Below are 17,060 nucleotides of genomic sequence, written 5' to 3'. Positions count from 1 at the left end.
ATATCTAAATAGGGTGTACGTTTTTATACATTGTCAAATGGACAATAAAATGTTAAAATAAAGTCAGAGATTCAATTATTGAACAAAATGTAGACCATATCTAAGAAGTTATTTGTACAAAGAGGAAAAAATGAGTAAAGGTAAGAATATTGCTTATGTAAGAGTATCAACGGTTGAACAAAATGAAGCCAGGCAACGAGAGGCACTGGGAAAATATAATATTGATAAGTGGTTTATTGAGAAGGCATCCGGTAAAACGATGAAAAGACCTAAACTTCAGGAAATGCTGGGGTTCATTCGTGAAGATGATGTCGTATATGTGGAAGAATTTTCCAGACTCGGCCGGACTGCATATGATCTCTTAAGTATCGTGAAAAGAATTGAGAATACTGGAGCAAAGTTCGTAAGTCTCAAAGAAAACTTTGATACATCGACACCGACAGGACGTTTGCAGCTCACCATGATGGCAGCCATTGCAGAGTTTGAGCGAGAAATGATTCTGGAACGGCAGCGGGAAGGAATAGCCATTGCCAAAAAAGAAGGACGCTACAAAGGAAGAAACAAAATCGTTGTTCCTGGAATCGAAGAATACTATAATCGTTATATGACCCGACAGGCAACGAAAACGCAGATTGCAAAAGAATTGAAAATAAGTAGATGTACGCTTGACCGCTTGTTCCGAGAATATAAAATAAGTCAATGAAGAAATGGAGGCGCAATTTATGTATGAAAAAAATATTAATATTATTATGGGAAACCAAATCGCCACTTCATATGTTCGGAAAAGGGATTGTTATAATCAATTGAAAGGTTTCATGCAGCATGAATATCCTGGAAAGATTTGTGCTTTATATGGCCTACGAAGAACCGGAAAAACAGTAATGATGTATCAGTATATATCAGAACTATCGGATAAAGACAAAGAAAAAACAGTATATATTCTTTGCCTACGGGAATGTGATATGCTTGAATTGCGGCAGGCAATGGAAGATTTATACGATAAAGGCGTTCGCAACTTTTTCCTAGATGAAATAACGGAAGTTACAGACTTTCAAAAATATGGAAATACTTTTTCAGATTATTTTGCAGCAAAAGGAGCTAAAATCGTTATCGCTGGAACGGACTCATTGGGAATTATGCTTGCGCAATCCGATATTTTATATGATAGGATTCAAATGATACATACATCCTATATTCCTTTTGCGGAGTTTTCAAAACTTATCGAAAATGATTCCGTAGATGAATATATTGAATACGGAGGAACATTAACAAAAAGTCCATATAAAACATTGCAGGCCAGCGAAGAATATCAAAATACCGCTATTGTTGGAAATATTTTACATTCATTGGAGAAAAGCGAAGATGCAAGAAGGTATGGAGCTGCAATAACTGAGTTGTACGAACAGAATGAATTGAAATCTGTTTTGAATAAAATGATTAATAAGTTCAGCTATTACACTACGGTCAAAGCAGTTAACAAGTGTTTTAAAAGTGCCCCGCTGTATTCTACGATCCATAATATTCAAGAACCATCTTATGTGTCACTAATTAACACGGAAGAAGCCAATCAGGCAACCAAGAATGCTTTGGGAATTAAGGATTTGGATGAAATGCAAACGTCTTTAAGTAAGCGACATCTGGATGAACTAAAGAATTACTTGTTGGAACTCGAACTATTTCTCGAAATTCCATCATATATTTCATTGAATAGTGGGGAACGTTCTGAAGATTTAGAAATTTTTATGCAACCAGGTATGATATATGCCCATTCAACTGCTTTGATCAAAAATTTGGCGGATGATTCTATGTGGAAGGATACTTGTGGTATAGCTGACAGAAATTTATTTATTTTAAGAGCAGATCATTTCGTAAAAGGAATTTTACTTGAAAATATAATTCTTGCGGAAACATATAAAACATTCCAAAAGATTGATCTGGATCGTTATTACGTATCACAATTAAGCATCACCTTGAGAAACAACAACCAGCATGTTGAAGCTGATATGATACTGGTTGATAAGCAAAAAGGAGAAAGCTATCTGTTTGAAGTAAAATACTCTAATCAGATCGTAATAGATCAAACAAAGCATTTAAGAAACACTGATTTTTTGGAATATATAGATGAAAATTTTGGAAAGGTGAAAAGCCGTTTGGTACTTTATACGGGAGCTTCTTCAAAACAAAATGATGTACTTTATTTGAATGCAGCAACGTATTTAAAACGACTTTCGATAGTTTCCAATACTCCACGGCCAGAGATAAAACAATTACTTAATGAAAACTGCAATACTTCCAAACCAAATCTCAAGACTACATCAAGAAAGAAACCACGTAAACTATAATGAATAGAGAGCTATCATAATCACATTAACTTTAAAATCCGTGTCAATTATTGACACGGATTTTTTTCATAGACGAGGAGTTGATTTTTTAATATTTTTCTTTTTAGGTTGATCGGGAGACATATATATTTTTTTTGATTTAAGGATAGATCTTGATTGATGGACTATTAATTTGTTTAATTCAGTTACTCTCCATTTTGGTAAACCGTTTGATGAATCAGAAAATTCAAAGTCCTGTAAATTTCTTAGATCTGATCTTATATCTGGAGTCATTACCATGGCTGCAGTTTCTGAAAAGTCTGTACCGATTCGTGGAATTTTTTCGCTCAAATAGGAATCGAGATCACGAAAATCATCTTCCATTGCGTATGGTAATAAACTTTGATTGTGATCGAATACAGGTGCCATTTTTATCGGTTGAAGAGTATCAGTTTGAAATAATATTCCATAATTTCCTTTGTGACGGTCAGTGTTGACTATAAGGGCATCTAAAACTAGCATTCTACGAAAAGCGTTTTCGCTACCAATAGAAGAAAAGTATTGCAGGGTTTGGGCAATACCGGCTTCTACTCCGATGCATTTATAAATTGGAGCGAAACCATATTGCTCATTTGTAAAAAGCGGACATTTAGAGGCTTTTTTTTCATGGTAATTTACAACATCGTATGGAACGGAGTCTGGACAAAATACAGCGGCTAGTTGTGAAGCATACATCTCACTGTATGGCTCAAGCCCAGCATTCGCACCACCTTCAGACCCTCTTTTCATGAGGAAAATTTGATTGTCTAAACGAGTCCAACACTTTGCAAAAGTTCCATCAGTAGAAAATTCAGGGGAAGCTGTTGAAAAATGTTCACCATATAAACCACCTTCAAAGGCTATCCGAGCAACAACGTCATCGAAAGGATTTTGGAATAACGAAACATTATTCCAGGAAAGATGACTCTTTGCTGGACGAACCCAAAACGTATCATTTAAAGTTGCAGCATGTGTAACTTGAAGAAAGCCTTCTAAATCATAACAGTTGCAACGCTTAAGCAATTTTTCAATGTGCTGGCGATTGCTAGGTGCTCTACGATTTTCGATCCAGTCTTTAAATGTTTTGAAACCAATTGGTAATTGTGAAAATATATGATGAATTTCAAAATATAAGTCATTAAATTCATCTCTTGTACAGCTTACAGTTGCAACAATATTATCTTTATTCATTAATTCATATTCGTTTGTATTAAAATATGATACTGACATTTTTAAATCACCTCCGTAGTAATGGAACTATATTAATTTTATCATTTTCCTCAAAATAAAACAACAACTGTAAATGTGGAAGAAAGCTATTTATTATTTTTTTTCTGTGAAGCTTTATGCAGCTGTTCTATTTTACGCTGTAATATTTTCATGCTGTCAATATCTGATTGTGCAGCAAGTGTTCGAAGATCTTCTAAGGTCCACTCTTCTGTTCCTGCTGCATCGAGAAAAAGCGCAGCCTGTTCTTCAGAATGGGATGGATCATAAATGTATTCCTTTGCAAGTCTCTCACGTTCAGCCTGTTCTTGAATGTCTAGTTCTTCTTTGCGTTTTATTTTAGAGTCATGAAAAAAAGATGACCAGCTTATTCGACGTTTAACGGGAATCTGTTCAAGCTGCTTCTCTTCTTCCTGGGCAATTTCATTTTCTTTAGCTTGATATACTTCCAACTGCTTTTCAAGTAATGTATTGTTACCGTATAAAATATGGGCTATTGCATTTTTCTGGTGCGGCTTTAATTCAATATCTGGCGTCATGCCAGGAAATGTCAAATGAGAGCCTTCATATTCCCGTGGACGAACAGAATTGAATAGTTCGTTATACGTTTCTACAATCGTATGTCTTCGTTCCAGATCACGGAATATCCAGTCTTTAAACGCTTCTTTTATGTTTTCCTGCTTTTGACTTGCAATAGTCGTTTCTTCCTTATTCAGTACCCTCCTTTCATCAAAGGTATCATAAATTTTTATGTCTTTCAAATTTAAGGTATCTTCCAGCAACTTATACGCAGTTACTCTTGTGGTTCCAAATGTGGTATTTGCAAAAGAGCGGGAAGTTTCAGCATTTTTTCCGGCAATGTTCCATGTACTTGTTATATTCGAAAAACTTGTTTTTACAGCACCAGGATCTAATAGATAATGTGGTGTTTGAAAGACTTCCCCCATGAAGTCATCTATATACTTCGGATCAATCCATGTGGCACCAATCCTGATCTCTATCTCTGAGGCATCGAGATTTTGGGGCTGTATCTGTTTAAGTGCCTGCACATTAATGCTAAACTCAGGTTTTGTTTCTGCGTAAGATATTGCAATTTTGAGTTTTTCCCGGACATTACCGCTTAAATATTCATCTGCAGTCTCCCATTTTCCGGTGATTGGGTCTTCAAATATGACACCGCGAAGTTCTTCCACAATTTCTTTGGTATCTTTTCCGGAAAGTTCACTCATATACGGAAGATCAACAACAGCCTTTTCTGAAAGAGATACGGTCAATGCTTCACTGGCTGTGTCAACGCTTGTAACAACTTTCTCCTGCTTAATTGTACGCTTTTGGAATATAGCAGCCTTTTCCTTGAAATTTCCTTCTTCATCAAGGTTTTCTAATGAGCAAATCAGAGAATAACTGGAATCCTGATCAAATGCGATTCTGTTTGCACGCGAATTCAGTATACCGAATTTTGCTGTATATCCATCATACAACGCACTCAGTTCTTCCTGCTTTTGTTTAATGTCTGCATCGGAATACTCATTCAGCTGCAAATTAATTAACGCACGAGTACAATCCCGGATGCCGATCATTCCCTTGATCCGCTCTTTTGCTGTGGCCGAAACGTCAACAGGACGCATAACAGAATTTTCCCGGTAATAAATTTCCTTTCCAACAACCGTAAAGCTATAATTTTTGACGTTCGGATCTGCAGAAAGTAGCTCTTCTAAGTCCTCCGTAAGAATCTCTTCCGGATCAATCGCATCAAATTCTCCATTGATATTTTGCAGAGACTCCTGTAATTGTTCTTCAAACGGTTGCGAATCATCTGCTGTGCAGGTACTTTCCATTCCATAAGGACCGGATACCATTTCCATTTTTCCAACAATTTGTTCTGGATGTTCAACAAAATAATTGTTCATGGTAATGTCTGATCCATCTTTTCCAAGATAGACCCAATCCGGATCAGAAACAATCATATGATCCCGTTTTTTCAAAAACAAAATATCGGATGTTACTTCTGTTCCTGCATTCGATTTAAAGGCTTTATTTGGAAGCCTGACAGCACCAAGTAACTCGGCCCGTTGTGCCAGGTATTTCCGCACTTCCGGATTGGACTTGTCCAGTGTTCCTTTGCTTGTGATAAAGGCAACAATACCACCGGGACGTACTTTATCCAGTGTTTTTGCAAAGAAGTAATCATGGATCAGGAATTTGTTCCGATCGTATTTCTTATCTACCACCTTGTATTGTCCAAACGGAACATTTCCAATGGCAAGATCAAAAAAGTTATCTGGATATGTAGTTTTTTCAAAACCACATATCTGTATGTTGGCATGTGGATACAGCTGTTTGGCAATCCGTCCGGAAATACTGTCCAGTTCAACTCCATATAAGTTGCTTTCTTTCATGGAGTCCGGCATCATGCCCAAAAAGTTTCCAACTCCCATTGCCGGTTCCAGAACGTTTCCTTTGGAAAAACCCATTCGTTCCAAAGCACTGTAAATTTGCCGGATAATCACTGGACTGGTATAATGTGCGTTTAAAGTGCTTTCCCTGGCCATACGGTATTCATCCGGCGATAATGCAGCCTTTAATTGCTGATATTCTTCAGACCAGTTTGGTTTGCTTTCGTCAAAGGCATCCGCCAGTCCACCCCATCCAATATATTGACTGAGAACCTGCTGTTCTTCTGCTGTAGCGTATCTGTTTTCCGATTCGATCCGGTTAAGCAGCACAATGGCAGCAAGATTCCTTCTGAATTTCTCTTTTGGAGATCCTTCCCCCAAATGGTCATCACTGATCTGAAAATTGGAAGCTGCACTTTTATCCGGTGCAGCTTTACTTTCTTCTTGTTTTTCTTCGGTATCTGGCGTCGTTTCGTCTGGAATAGAATTTTCAATGTCTCTTCCATCTGCAGCAAGTTCATCGGCCCATGCCATGGCATCTTCCAAAGATTCAAAAGTTTCCAATGGCGGATAACCTTCTGCATCATAAATGGAATATACGGCATTTCCTTTGTTGATCCACAAAAAGACATCCGAAAAAAGCCTTGCGCTCCATTTTGTTGGATTTCCAAACGCATCATCTGCCTCATGTACCACCTGCCAGGATAACCGTTGCAGTTCTTCCCCATCAAGTTTGGCACCAACTTCCGCTTCATGTCGATCAATGTCTTCTTCAGCAAGAATGTCGATATAATAGTCCTCTACTTCAACTTTATCTGGCTTATGGTCAAATTCAAAGACTCGATTTTTACACTGAACATAATAAAAGTCCGGATCATCAACACAATTTCCGATCAGATATTTAACGTTTCCAGATTCCCACTGGTTAATCAGAATGCAGAGATGGCCATCCAGTGTAAGCTGTTCCTGTACTACCTGTTCTTTTTCATGCTGCAGGTTTCTGACTTGGTTTGTAAATCCATCCAAAATAGTTGGGTGGGTGTTTAAGATCAGTGTATTGCTCCATTCTCCTTCTGTAAGGATGGAACTCGCCCATTCTTTGTTTCTTAGAGAAAACCGACCTTCCTTCCATGCCTGCACAATGGTATTGGCCAAAACAAATTGTACACAGTCTATGCCGTATTTTTCTACAATTTCAGATACCGTATTTTGTGGAACGGAAAATCCATTGTATTTTTCGGCAATCTGTTTTTCGATCTCCTGTTTGCACTCTAACCGGATTCCGTTATTCAGCCGGGTAATTTCGGCTTCTTTTGCCTTTTTTTCCTGTTCTTTTTTATAATTCTTATACTCTTCTTTTTCCTGTGGTGAAAAGTATTTGTCTGCATAAATCAGCTCGCAGATTCTTTCTTCTACGACATTCCAATTTAAAAGGACTTTTGTATATGGATTTAAAAGGCTTCCTTTCTCCAGGAGAATACCTTTCGCATCATGTTCACTGTTGGAACTACTATTGCCAGGTAACGCACCGGATTGGCCACCAATCCCATATTCTTTTTTCAGAAAGTCTGCATTTTCTTTCTGGTTATGCAGGTCCATGAAATATTCGTAGATTCGAAATTTTCCATCTGCAAAACCACTTCCAATGCAAAGGGCATAGTCGATTTCGTCCTGTGTGATGAAATCTTCCTGTCTGACATCTACCGTATCATGAAGTGGAAAATGAATTCTCTCCCTGTCAAGATCCGCGATTTCGGATAATAGATATCCTGGAGATTTCACAGTTTTCGGCTTTAATTCTCCATAGGAAATCCGTGCATCGACATCTTCCAAAAAGCTTTCCAGCTGTTCTCTTCCTTCATGCGTAGAAAGAAGAGTTTCTATTTTTTCTATACTGTTAAGTTCTTCCGGTACATCATCTATCCAATCACGGAGAAAATAGCCGATCTGATAAGATACCCTCTCCATCTCTGTTTTGTCTACGAGTGCTGCCTCGTTCGCATCCATATACAAGCCATACGTAATCATGGCGTGAATGTACTTTTCGATTTGATCCCAGCTTAATGTTGTAACTACAGATTCCGCTGCCTGCATACCATAACCGGCAGTCATTCCGTTTTCATCAAACCATACAGATATTGGATGACCGTGTAATTCAAAACCTTTGCCGACCTGACTATATTCTTTTTTCAGGAAAGCAATTATTTCATCGGTACTTTTTCCTTCGGTATATTTGGCGTAAATCCGTTTCCGGCTATCTTTTTGCCCGCCACCACTTCGGATGATTACTTCAAGATCGGTTTCCGGCAAATAGAAAGCAGCGGGCATAGTATATTTTTTACTTGCTTCCGCTGCTGTAATTGATCCTCTCTGTTCCTCTGCTGATGGAAACAGACTTAATTGTGTGTATGATTCCTCTGGTTTTACAAAATTGGTCGGCTGTAAATCAGTTCTTTCAGTACGACTTCCTCCGCCCGGCTCTGGATGCTGTTCATCTTCTTCACCCAAAGCATCTGATCCTGTGCTTTGAGCTGTTCGTTTACTCCTTCTTTCTCCGCCATCTGGGATGTCAGGACTTCCATCCTCTCTCTTGCCTGTTCCTGAATCTCGAGAAGATGTGCTTTCAGCGTTCCTTCCAGAAACATTGCTGTTCTCGCCCCATCGTATCTCTCCCTCAGAAATTTGTCCCTCAGAAGTCCGTATTTCGTTACCATTCCCTCCGGTTCCGGATTTGCTTTCAGTTTCGGAATCAGATAATCTCCCATCTGTTCGTATTCCAGGTCCATTTTGTTTTCCTCCTTCAATATTATCTTTATCTTTGGAATTACCCTCTTGCAAACTTTCACGCTTTAAAGCATTATATCGCGGTTGTGGTGCATTTGCAAGTTCTTTTTTGGAGATTTCTTTTTCCTGTTCTTTCTCGCGAAGTTTATCATAAATGCGTACTGTTTTTCCGATTTCTGCAAGAACACCTCTGGCAGAATCATTAATTTTTGTTCCTAATACTGACAATGTTTTAATAGAAACAAACTGATTGATATAATCAAATGAAAATTCATGATCGGAAATTTCTATTTCACAGGCCGATAAAATTGTAAAAGAAACACTTTCCGATATAAGTTTTTTTAAGCAAAGAGCAAAGTCCTGTTCGCTCAGTTTATCAAATCCTATCCTATCCTGTAAATCCGGATAATCAATTTGAAGTTCTGTATAGGCATCCGCCGCGAGCTGATCTGAAATTTCAATAATTCTTTCTTCAAAGGGTTTTGTGCTGTCTGTACTGCCATATATTTGTTCGAGCCTATGCAGTACATCACTTTTATGTTCTTCCCGCAGTTTCCACGCCTTCGGATAACGTCCATTTGGCTTTACAGCATGAACATTCGAAACATCAAATACATATTTAAGCTTATGACCGTATGTTGCAGTATCATCCGGAAGTGCAATTCCTGAAGATCCTTTATTTACCCAGCAGTTCATACGTTTATTCCATATCTCGATGGAAGCACACGCTGTTGCATCCGGATTCTGTGCATAAATCAGAAGCTGTTCTTTAAACGGATATTTATAAATCCGTGCAGCGGAGGTCAGGAACTTCATCCAGGATTCCCGGTTCTGTGAAACCCTTTTAGCTGTTTTTTCTGCAAGATTCACTATGTATTCATATTTATCCATCTTATTTTCCTTCTACTATTGTGGCCGACAATATAATTGCGGCGAAAGATTTGATTGTGACATTGCCTGTTTACATACCCCTCTGGATTCATCTGCAGCATGAACCATTTCACCATTTCCAAGATATATGGCAACATGGGATATATTCCTGTATTTTCCGTTGGCCGAATAAGAATAAAAGATCAAGTCTCCCGGCTGCAGTTCACCATAGCTGACAGTCATTCCTTTGTTTACCAGGCATTCTGCTTCGCTTGCTGCATCCATTCCATTCAGATAAGTAATACCAGCTGCAGCATAACTCCGGTAAACCAGGGAAGAACAATCATACCATCCCGGATCATCTCTTCTGCTTTGGGAATAACCACTTCCTACAGCATTCAGAGCTGCCTGCACGGCAGCATTTCCGGACTCTCCGGCACCTATGCTTTTTTTCCAGGACCAGTCAATCCCACCGGCACCATTTTCGGATGGTGCATAAATGTCAAGCGTCCCATCAAGCTGCGCCAGGCAATCCGCTTTCTCATAGCTCCACCTGGATACGTTCGGTCTGCGGGCGATCATGGCATCATATGCCCTTTCAATAATTTCCCGGTCCGTTGATGCAGATGTTGTTCCATCAAAATATCTTTTCAGGCTTACAACATATTTTCCATCTCTGTTGCCAAAAGAAAGAACGCAGCCTTTCAAAGCATCAGACGCGTTTGTAAAATCAAAACCATAATATTCTGTCAGTGATGTAAGAAGTGGCTGCAGTGTTTGTGTATAGACGTATTCGCACTGGGCTGCCTCAAATGCAATCTTATGTTCTATGCAGATCGAATGCCATGCCCCGTAAAATCCGGCGTTATTTTTTAGTTCTGTGGTCATGCCAAGATATGGTTCAAACGGACCATATGTAGTTGGATCTTTTTCATAGCACCACCGAACAAACGGCCCAAGCTCATAACGATTGTCGAACTGAAATTCACCACATGCATTTCCGCCATCGCCACCAACCTGATCCGGGTTTCCGCCGGATTCATATTTTGCCGCCAGATAACAGGCTCCATCATAAGCGGAAGAAGCACTTTGACGTTCAGCCTTTACCCCAAGAAACAGAAGACTCAAAAGAAGAAAAAGCGAAATAATAGGAAGCAGCAACAAAACATTGGATGCTATAATTTTAATGATGCCTGCGGATATTTTCGCCGTATTAATGACTCCATGCCGAAGTAGCATCCGCTGTTGATAATCAGCCCTTTTTTTTATCTCTTCTTCGTTCCCGGATAACCGGAGGGATTGAACGGTTGTATGGAAGTTCTTTGTTCTCCGAAACCATTTTAAGGATGCTCTAATTTTTCCCTCTTTACGAGAACTTTTTTCATCCTTTTTTCTTTTGCGGTCATTAGAATCTTTTTCATTCTTTCCTGACTTTTCTGTATCACTTTCTTTCCGATTTTTCTTTTTGGCTTTCCGTTTTTTACTTCCGGAATCATCCTCTGAGTCCTCTTCCTCAGCATGATCCATTTCTTTATTCCATTCCTCTACCGCCTGGGACGGTTTTATTTCCTGCCTATCTTTATCTTCTGCCGGATTTTTTTCAGATGTTTTTTCTGTATGTTCCTTATTTTTTATTTCCTTCTTCTGATTGGACGTTTTCTCCTCATCTTCACCAAGAGTTTCCTTTTTCTCTTCTGTTGAAGATTCTTCTGAAATTTCACTATCTTCCGAAGTATTTTTACTCGTGATTTTTTCTTTTTTTCGATTCTTTTTTAATTTTGTCAGATATATAAGTGTTTTTGATTTTTTTAAATCATTCTGGGAGTCCGGCTCATCATCTTCAACCTCTTTTTCTACATTCGCTGCTGTCATACCATGCAGCATGGATGCAGTATTCAAACTTTGATGCTGCTGTCTGAAAGTTTTACTCTGGTTGGATGATAATTCTTCCCCTTTAGAATCTTGTACTGTGGATGATTGTATCCTGCCAATCGTATATTTTCGGCTGAAATCCTTCTTTTTTTCTCTCTCATCCGTATTACTTTCTTCCTCTTCTTGTTGAAAAAGTGTCGGTTTTCCAGACAACGGATTTCCGTTTCGCTTCTCCTCTATTCCAATGCCCTGTGTGTTTTCTGTATCTTGCCGCCGCAGATATTTCCACATGGCCAGACGCATACTTTGTCGTTTTTCTTCTTTTATGTCATTATTTTCCGACATTTCCAGCTGTTCAGTATTCGGGATGGAAGCTCTCATCTTGGCTGCAGCATATTTTTTACCGTGATTTTCCTGAATCCGATTCTCTGATGCAGCCTCAATATTATCTTCCCGTTCTGAACCTGTACTTTTTAAAATAAAATGGGTTGTTTGTTGCTTCTCTTCTGCATGGGAACGTCCCGCTTCTGTTTGCACATATTTCTGTGTTGCCAGTCGTATACTTTTCAACTGCTGTTCCCGGGCAACTTGTCTGTCCGGTTTTTCTGGTATTTTATACGTCTCTGAAACAGGTGCATGGAACTGTGCAGCTTTCGCCTCATATTTTTCACTGGAGCCATTATATACAGGCTGTTCCGTATGTCCAGTGTTTTCCGGCAAGATACTTTGTGTATTTACTTGATTTTCCGGCTGCAAATATTTCTGCGTCGCCAGACGCATATTTTGCAGCTGTTGTTCCCGCGTAATATGGTTTCCTGTTATTTCCTGCGTTTCAGAGTGGCTCATAACAGATCGTATCTCTGACGCAGTATAGATTGCAGAAGTAGCACTGTGTACCGTCTTTTCCACAGATCCTGTTTTAACTTCCCGCTGTTTTGCCTGCCATGCAACTTCCGTGTGCTTGTCTTTTGGTGTCATGCGTTATCCTTCCTTTAGTTTTCCGGCATACGGTAACAACCTTGGATCTTTTCGATATATCCTTTTTTCACAAGAGATTCCAGTATCTCTTCTGCCTGTTTATTGGAAACACCGCATAAAATTCCGGCACCATAGCAATCCAGCCATTCATCACATTCGTCAGCTTCTTCTACTTTATGGTACATGAACAGCTCTTCTTCACTGATTGGCTCTTCTACTTCGCCATTTAAAAGCTCAACAGACTCTTTGTCTGGATCAGTGTCAAATGTTGACACCGAGTCTCTGTTTTCATCCGTGTCAATCTTTGACACGGATTCCAGATCATCTTCATGTTCATCTTGATCCGCTTCCTGGCTGTAAAATACGTTCCGATTTTCGGCAGCGGCTTCATGGAAGTTTGTACTGTAGAAATGATACAGCGGATTGTCCCGGCTAATCGTCGAATCACACTGCAAAATATGCCCGCCCCAGACAATCAAACTCTGGCCCGGTGTCGGATCAGAAAGCGCTTCAAACTCTTTCTGTGATAACTCCATAATCTGCAGCAATTCGTTCCGATCATCACCGGCTTGGTCAAGCAGCACCTTGAAATCGGAGTTTGATACAATCTCCATAATTTTCCGGTTGGCCGTTGCTGCTGAAACGTTCTGCAGACAGATCGTACAGATACCACCAAGTTTACGGTACGTCAGATACGCCTTTTCCAGCTCATTACAACTTGTCTCATGGCGGCAGACATATTGAGCCTCGTCAACGATAAAATGCGTTGCCCTTTGCTGTTCAACGTTGTAGGAAAAACGCTGCGTTAAAACATGCATGATTGTTATCATCAGCGGTTCCCACATCAATTCAGGGATATTTTTCATTCCAAATGCAACAAACCGGCTGCTGGTAGACAGTGTACTTTGTCCTTCCAATGTCAAAAAGCTATGCTTTGTATAAGCCTCCAGTGATCCATACAAATCACGCGCTTCCGGTTCCCGCTGTTTCTGGAAAATTGCTTCCAAATCAGAAAGCACCGGGGATATCGGTTTCTTTTTTGAAAACGTATTCTGATATAATTCCTCAACGCACCGGTAAATCAACGATTTATGGATACCGTTTGGACGTATACCGGTCATGATACTGTACAGAAATGCTTCCATATACTGCAGCTGGGAAAGGATATATTCTTCACGGCCCTTTGCATTCTTTTGCAGCAAAGATTCCGGAATCTCAAGAGGGTTCAGGCGCAGATCCGGATCAGAAAGATCAAAATACTGACCGCGGAATCTCTGGGTGATTCCCTTCATCTCATTCTGCGGATCAATCAGGAAAATATCATCTGTACTGTTAATCAATGTTTGTCCGATTTCCGTAATTTTCAGCAGCATGGACTTTCCAGAACCAGTGTGGCCAAAAATAACACCATTACTGTTTTTCAATGTCTTTCGGTTTCCAATGATCGGATTTCTGGTTTTTTTATTTATACCATACCATGTTCCGCCAGGCTGGATCAGATCCCAGGAATAGAATGGCTGGAATGCCAGATAAGAACTTGTCAGGACGGAACGCATATTATTTACACGCCTCGCTCCGATCGGAAGCAACGTATTCAGTGCCTGAATTTGCTGATCGTAGTAAGGAACAATCTGTATAGAATGTTTCCGGCAGCGGCGTCTGACTTCTGCCGTGTTTGCATCCAGTTCCTCTTTATTTGCTCCACGCACTGCCAACAGGATTCCTACATAGAAGCCATTTTCATCATCTTCCTCGATCTGATCCATATATTTTTTCAGATTGGCCTGCTTCTTTTTCTTTGCATAGGACGGCTCACTATAGAAGTTACCCATACTTGCATTGGCCTGTACTTCCTGCCCGATCGCATTTTCATTGTAGAAATTCGTGTTGCTGATTTTTCCACGTAACACTTCCCGTGGGATATATGCCGTATCTATGGTAAGGCAGGTATAAAACGGAAAATCTGTCAGTTCAAAAATCAACTTTTCTTCATTCAATCTGGTTGGCAGAACCGCAGCAAAAAGAATCCGCATACACTCTTCATCAAATTCCATGTAGCTTTTGTGATTCCGCACAGAATGTGGAAGGATTGAATTGCGAAAATCTCTTCCGGCCTGTACCATATCCTGAAACGGGAGAATAAAACTTTCCTCTCCATCATCTGTGAAAAAGTAATTTCTGATTTTCTGAAACCGCTGCACAGCGTTTAAAGGAACCAATTCCGAACCCATTGCATAAAAGATTGGAAGTGCTGTATGCTCGAATGTATCAAACCATCCTTCCGCTTCTTCTATTGACCGGCAATTTGCACTCACAGTCAAATAACGCTGTTTTCGAACGTTTTCCTGTCCCTTTTCAAGAGATTTTTTAATCATTTCGTTATTGTAGCGGGCCAGCTCTGGATACTCACTTTTATTTTCATCCTGCAACAGAGATTTCTGGAAATTTGTTACGTCCCGTGGTTCACACTGTATTGTGATCTTGAAATCTGTGTCCATGGAATTTAGAAATTTCCGTAGTTGAAACAGGATGCCGTCTTTTTGCTGCTTGTCCTGATCCACATAGTTTAAGTCTGAAAAAGAATACACACGATCAAATTTTCTCCGCTTTTTCCCTGCCCCGTTATTCGGTTCTATTTCAAATATTCCATTTTCGTGTACACCTGCAATATCCAGCATTTGTTGAATACTGGCCGGTGTCTGGTAAACTGGCTGTGTACATTTTTTATATCGGATAAATTCCTCATTCGAAAAAAATCCCATTCTGTTCCATCCTTTCCAAGTATATAAAAAAGTCGGGATTTTTCCCGATCATTATTTTTCTTTTTTCAAATAATTTTTTCTTGCCTGGTTATATTCGTCACTTTTCCAAACAAGTTTGGCTGTGGACTTTCTGTATTTTCTTGCCCGGTAAAACTCTATTGCAGAAAGCCCGCTACGTGACTTCCATACCTGACTGAAAATGATAGCTGCAGCAACAGCAGTTCCAATCAAAAATGATATATATAAGTTCCATCCAAGTATAAAATACAACAAGATAATGATAATACCACAGGAGACAGCAGAAACGGCCATCACACCTAACTCTCTTGCTGTAAGTCCTTTCCAGATGCTATCCTTATATGCACCAAAATCTTCATTCATGTTTACCATAAGCTATGTCCTTCCTACTATTAAAATCCAAATGCTCTTCGAACCATCGCATCCGTACCAGATACTGATCCCGTTATAATAAGGATACCAAGAATAGCTTGAAGTCCTTCCCATCCTTGTGATCCCAACATTCCGCCCAATATATCTTCTGATGCAGTAGGGAACAGCCCACCAGCATTTATTAAAATTGTTCCAAGTCGCATCATTAGCATGATTCCTGTCATTTCAAACAATGCACAAAGAAATGTACGGACCCAGCTTGATCCGGTATGTCCAATTTCATGTGGGCCTGCATAAGTGGAAAGTGCAAGTGGTGCAACAGCCATATAAAAAAACAATTTAAGGAAAACCCTATAAACCGTCCATAATGTAATAACTGCGCCACCCAGGCAGATAAACAAAAACACAAGGCCAAACAGATTTCCAAAAATAAGTCCGGATCCACTCATTTCCCAGTCATCCCCTACTCTTATAACCAGTGAAGCGGCATCTTCCGGAACAATAATCCCAAAAAATGCTTGTTCAATTTCAATCAAAAAAACGAGTATATTCGTGAGATTTAAAAAAACAGCATCCACAAGTGCCAGCTTGATAAAAAACTGGATGCTTGCTTCCATGGTCATTCCGTGTTTAATATCCGTTGTTTCTTTGAAAAAATTAATCATAAAGAAAACACTTACAAGTGTCGCACCTAGAATCTGTAGTGCCAGGAAAATCCGGTATGCTTCATCCCAAAGTTCACCATCTGCCAAACTTTTTGGATTCGTTTGCAGCATATCAAACGCATATGCAATTAATGAATTCCAAACATTGCACCCAAGGGAAAAGAAACCACTTCCCGAAAAAACCGTTTTGAAAAAATCTAATATCTCATTTATCATATTTTCTCCATAAGAAAAAGGAGGATATTCCCTCCCTTTTCATTATCCCTTCAGAGCAGTTGTAATTACCGGAGCAACCAGCATAACTAACGCACCGCCAACCCCTTTTAAAGATCTTGTAATAGCACCTCCGCCTTCCTGTGCCTGCATGGAAGCTCCAAATTCAAATGCGTGCCATAATAAAATAACACCACCCACAGATTGTACCACAGCGCTGATCAGATTCCATAAAATTTCAAATTTCGCATTTATTGCGGCCGTTGCATCTGCAAAAACCATTGGCGCACCTACTCCCTGCAGGAACATCAAAAACGCAAAGCAAGCCGTATATTCCGTGACTTTTTTCAGTTTCTTTTTTACTTCGATTGGCTTTTTCATATCTTTTACCTCTTTTTGATCTAAAAATAGCCCGCACCAAATTTTGGTGCAGGTCTTATTTTCGTTTGTTCTTTCGTGTCAATCCTTCACACGACATTTTTTAATCGTCATCATCATCATGTTTGTGAAATCTTCCAATTAAAAATGCAATAACACATCCTA

At 39.5% G+C, this 17,060-nt stretch carries 9 protein-coding genes; 2 read left to right on the top strand and 7 right to left on the bottom strand.

From position 1 onward, the window contains the following. The first annotated feature begins 130 nt into the window (after positions 1-130). Positions 131-703 carry a recombinase family protein gene (locus tag DWW13_RS01920; RefSeq protein ID WP_055265151.1) on the top strand — a complete coding sequence of 191 codons (573 nt, stop codon included), beginning with the start codon at positions 131-133 and terminating at the stop codon, positions 701-703. Positions 704-722: 19 nt separating this feature from the next. Continuing rightward, on the top strand, positions 723-2,342 hold the full coding sequence (locus DWW13_RS01915; RefSeq protein WP_055265153.1) for an AAA family ATPase: 1,620 nt from the start codon (positions 723-725) through the stop codon (positions 2,340-2,342). Positions 2,343-2,408: 66 nt separating this feature from the next. Here the strand turns inward: DWW13_RS01915 and DWW13_RS01910 are convergent, their stop codons facing one another. From DWW13_RS01910 to DWW13_RS01875, 7 genes are all read right to left on the bottom strand, one after another. Next, complete coding sequence (locus DWW13_RS01910; RefSeq protein WP_118719058.1) at positions 2,409-3,590, bottom strand: HipA protein; 1,182 nt, start codon at positions 3,588-3,590, stop codon at positions 2,409-2,411. 86 nt (positions 3,591-3,676) lie between these two features. Further along, complete coding sequence (locus DWW13_RS01905) at positions 3,677-9,658, bottom strand: DUF3849 domain-containing protein (RefSeq protein WP_330425584.1); 5,982 nt, start codon at positions 9,656-9,658, stop codon at positions 3,677-3,679. A 15-nt stretch (positions 9,659-9,673) separates the two neighbouring features. Beyond that, the gene (locus tag DWW13_RS01895; RefSeq protein WP_158579733.1) at positions 9,674-12,418 is read right to left on the bottom strand and encodes a C40 family peptidase; all 2,745 of its coding nucleotides are present in this window, start codon (positions 12,416-12,418) and stop codon (positions 9,674-9,676) included. An 83-nt stretch (positions 12,419-12,501) separates the two neighbouring features. After that, a complete protein-coding gene (locus DWW13_RS01890; protein WP_118719052.1) occupies positions 12,502-15,249 on the bottom strand; it encodes a VirB4-like conjugal transfer ATPase, CD1110 family in 2,748 nt (915 codons plus the stop codon). Positions 15,250-15,300: 51 nt separating this feature from the next. Beyond that, positions 15,301-15,639 (bottom strand): PrgI family mobile element protein, encoded by a 339-nt coding sequence (locus DWW13_RS01885; RefSeq protein ID WP_117805197.1) that lies wholly within the window; start codon positions 15,637-15,639, stop codon positions 15,301-15,303. A 20-nt stretch (positions 15,640-15,659) separates the two neighbouring features. Next, the gene (locus DWW13_RS01880) at positions 15,660-16,520 is read right to left on the bottom strand and encodes a hypothetical protein (RefSeq protein ID WP_117805198.1); all 861 of its coding nucleotides are present in this window, start codon (positions 16,518-16,520) and stop codon (positions 15,660-15,662) included. A gap of 42 nt (positions 16,521-16,562) precedes the next feature. After that, positions 16,563-16,898 (bottom strand): hypothetical protein, encoded by a 336-nt coding sequence (locus DWW13_RS01875; RefSeq protein ID WP_117805199.1) that lies wholly within the window; start codon positions 16,896-16,898, stop codon positions 16,563-16,565. Positions 16,899-17,060 lie beyond the last annotated feature (162 nt).

It is taken from the genome of Blautia sp. AF14-40, from assembly GCF_003479665.1.
In the GTDB taxonomy this organism is placed as follows: domain Bacteria; phylum Bacillota; class Clostridia; order Lachnospirales; family Lachnospiraceae; genus Fusicatenibacter; species Fusicatenibacter saccharivorans.
This window is presented reverse-complemented; position numbering and strand designations above follow the sequence as displayed.

Bases quoted from the DNA above. Each gene is read 5' to 3' on its own strand.
- DWW13_RS01905 (WP_330425584.1), bottom strand. From the start codon at position 9,658: ATGGATAAATATGAATACATAGTGAATCTTGCAGAAAAAACAGCTAAA.
- DWW13_RS01890 (WP_118719052.1), bottom strand. From the start codon at position 15,249: ATGGGATTTTTTTCGAATGAGGAATTTATCCGATATAAAAAATGTACA.
- DWW13_RS01920 (WP_055265151.1), top strand. From the start codon at position 131: ATGAGTAAAGGTAAGAATATTGCTTATGTAAGAGTATCAACGGTTGAA.
- DWW13_RS01875 (WP_117805199.1), bottom strand. From the start codon at position 16,898: ATGAAAAAGCCAATCGAAGTAAAAAAGAAACTGAAAAAAGTCACGGAA.
- DWW13_RS01910 (WP_118719058.1), bottom strand. From the start codon at position 3,590: ATGTCAGTATCATATTTTAATACAAACGAATATGAATTAATGAATAAA.
- DWW13_RS01885 (WP_117805197.1), bottom strand. From the start codon at position 15,639: ATGGTAAACATGAATGAAGATTTTGGTGCATATAAGGATAGCATCTGG.
- DWW13_RS01915 (WP_055265153.1), top strand. From the start codon at position 723: ATGTATGAAAAAAATATTAATATTATTATGGGAAACCAAATCGCCACT.
- DWW13_RS01880 (WP_117805198.1), bottom strand. From the start codon at position 16,520: ATGATAAATGAGATATTAGATTTTTTCAAAACGGTTTTTTCGGGAAGT.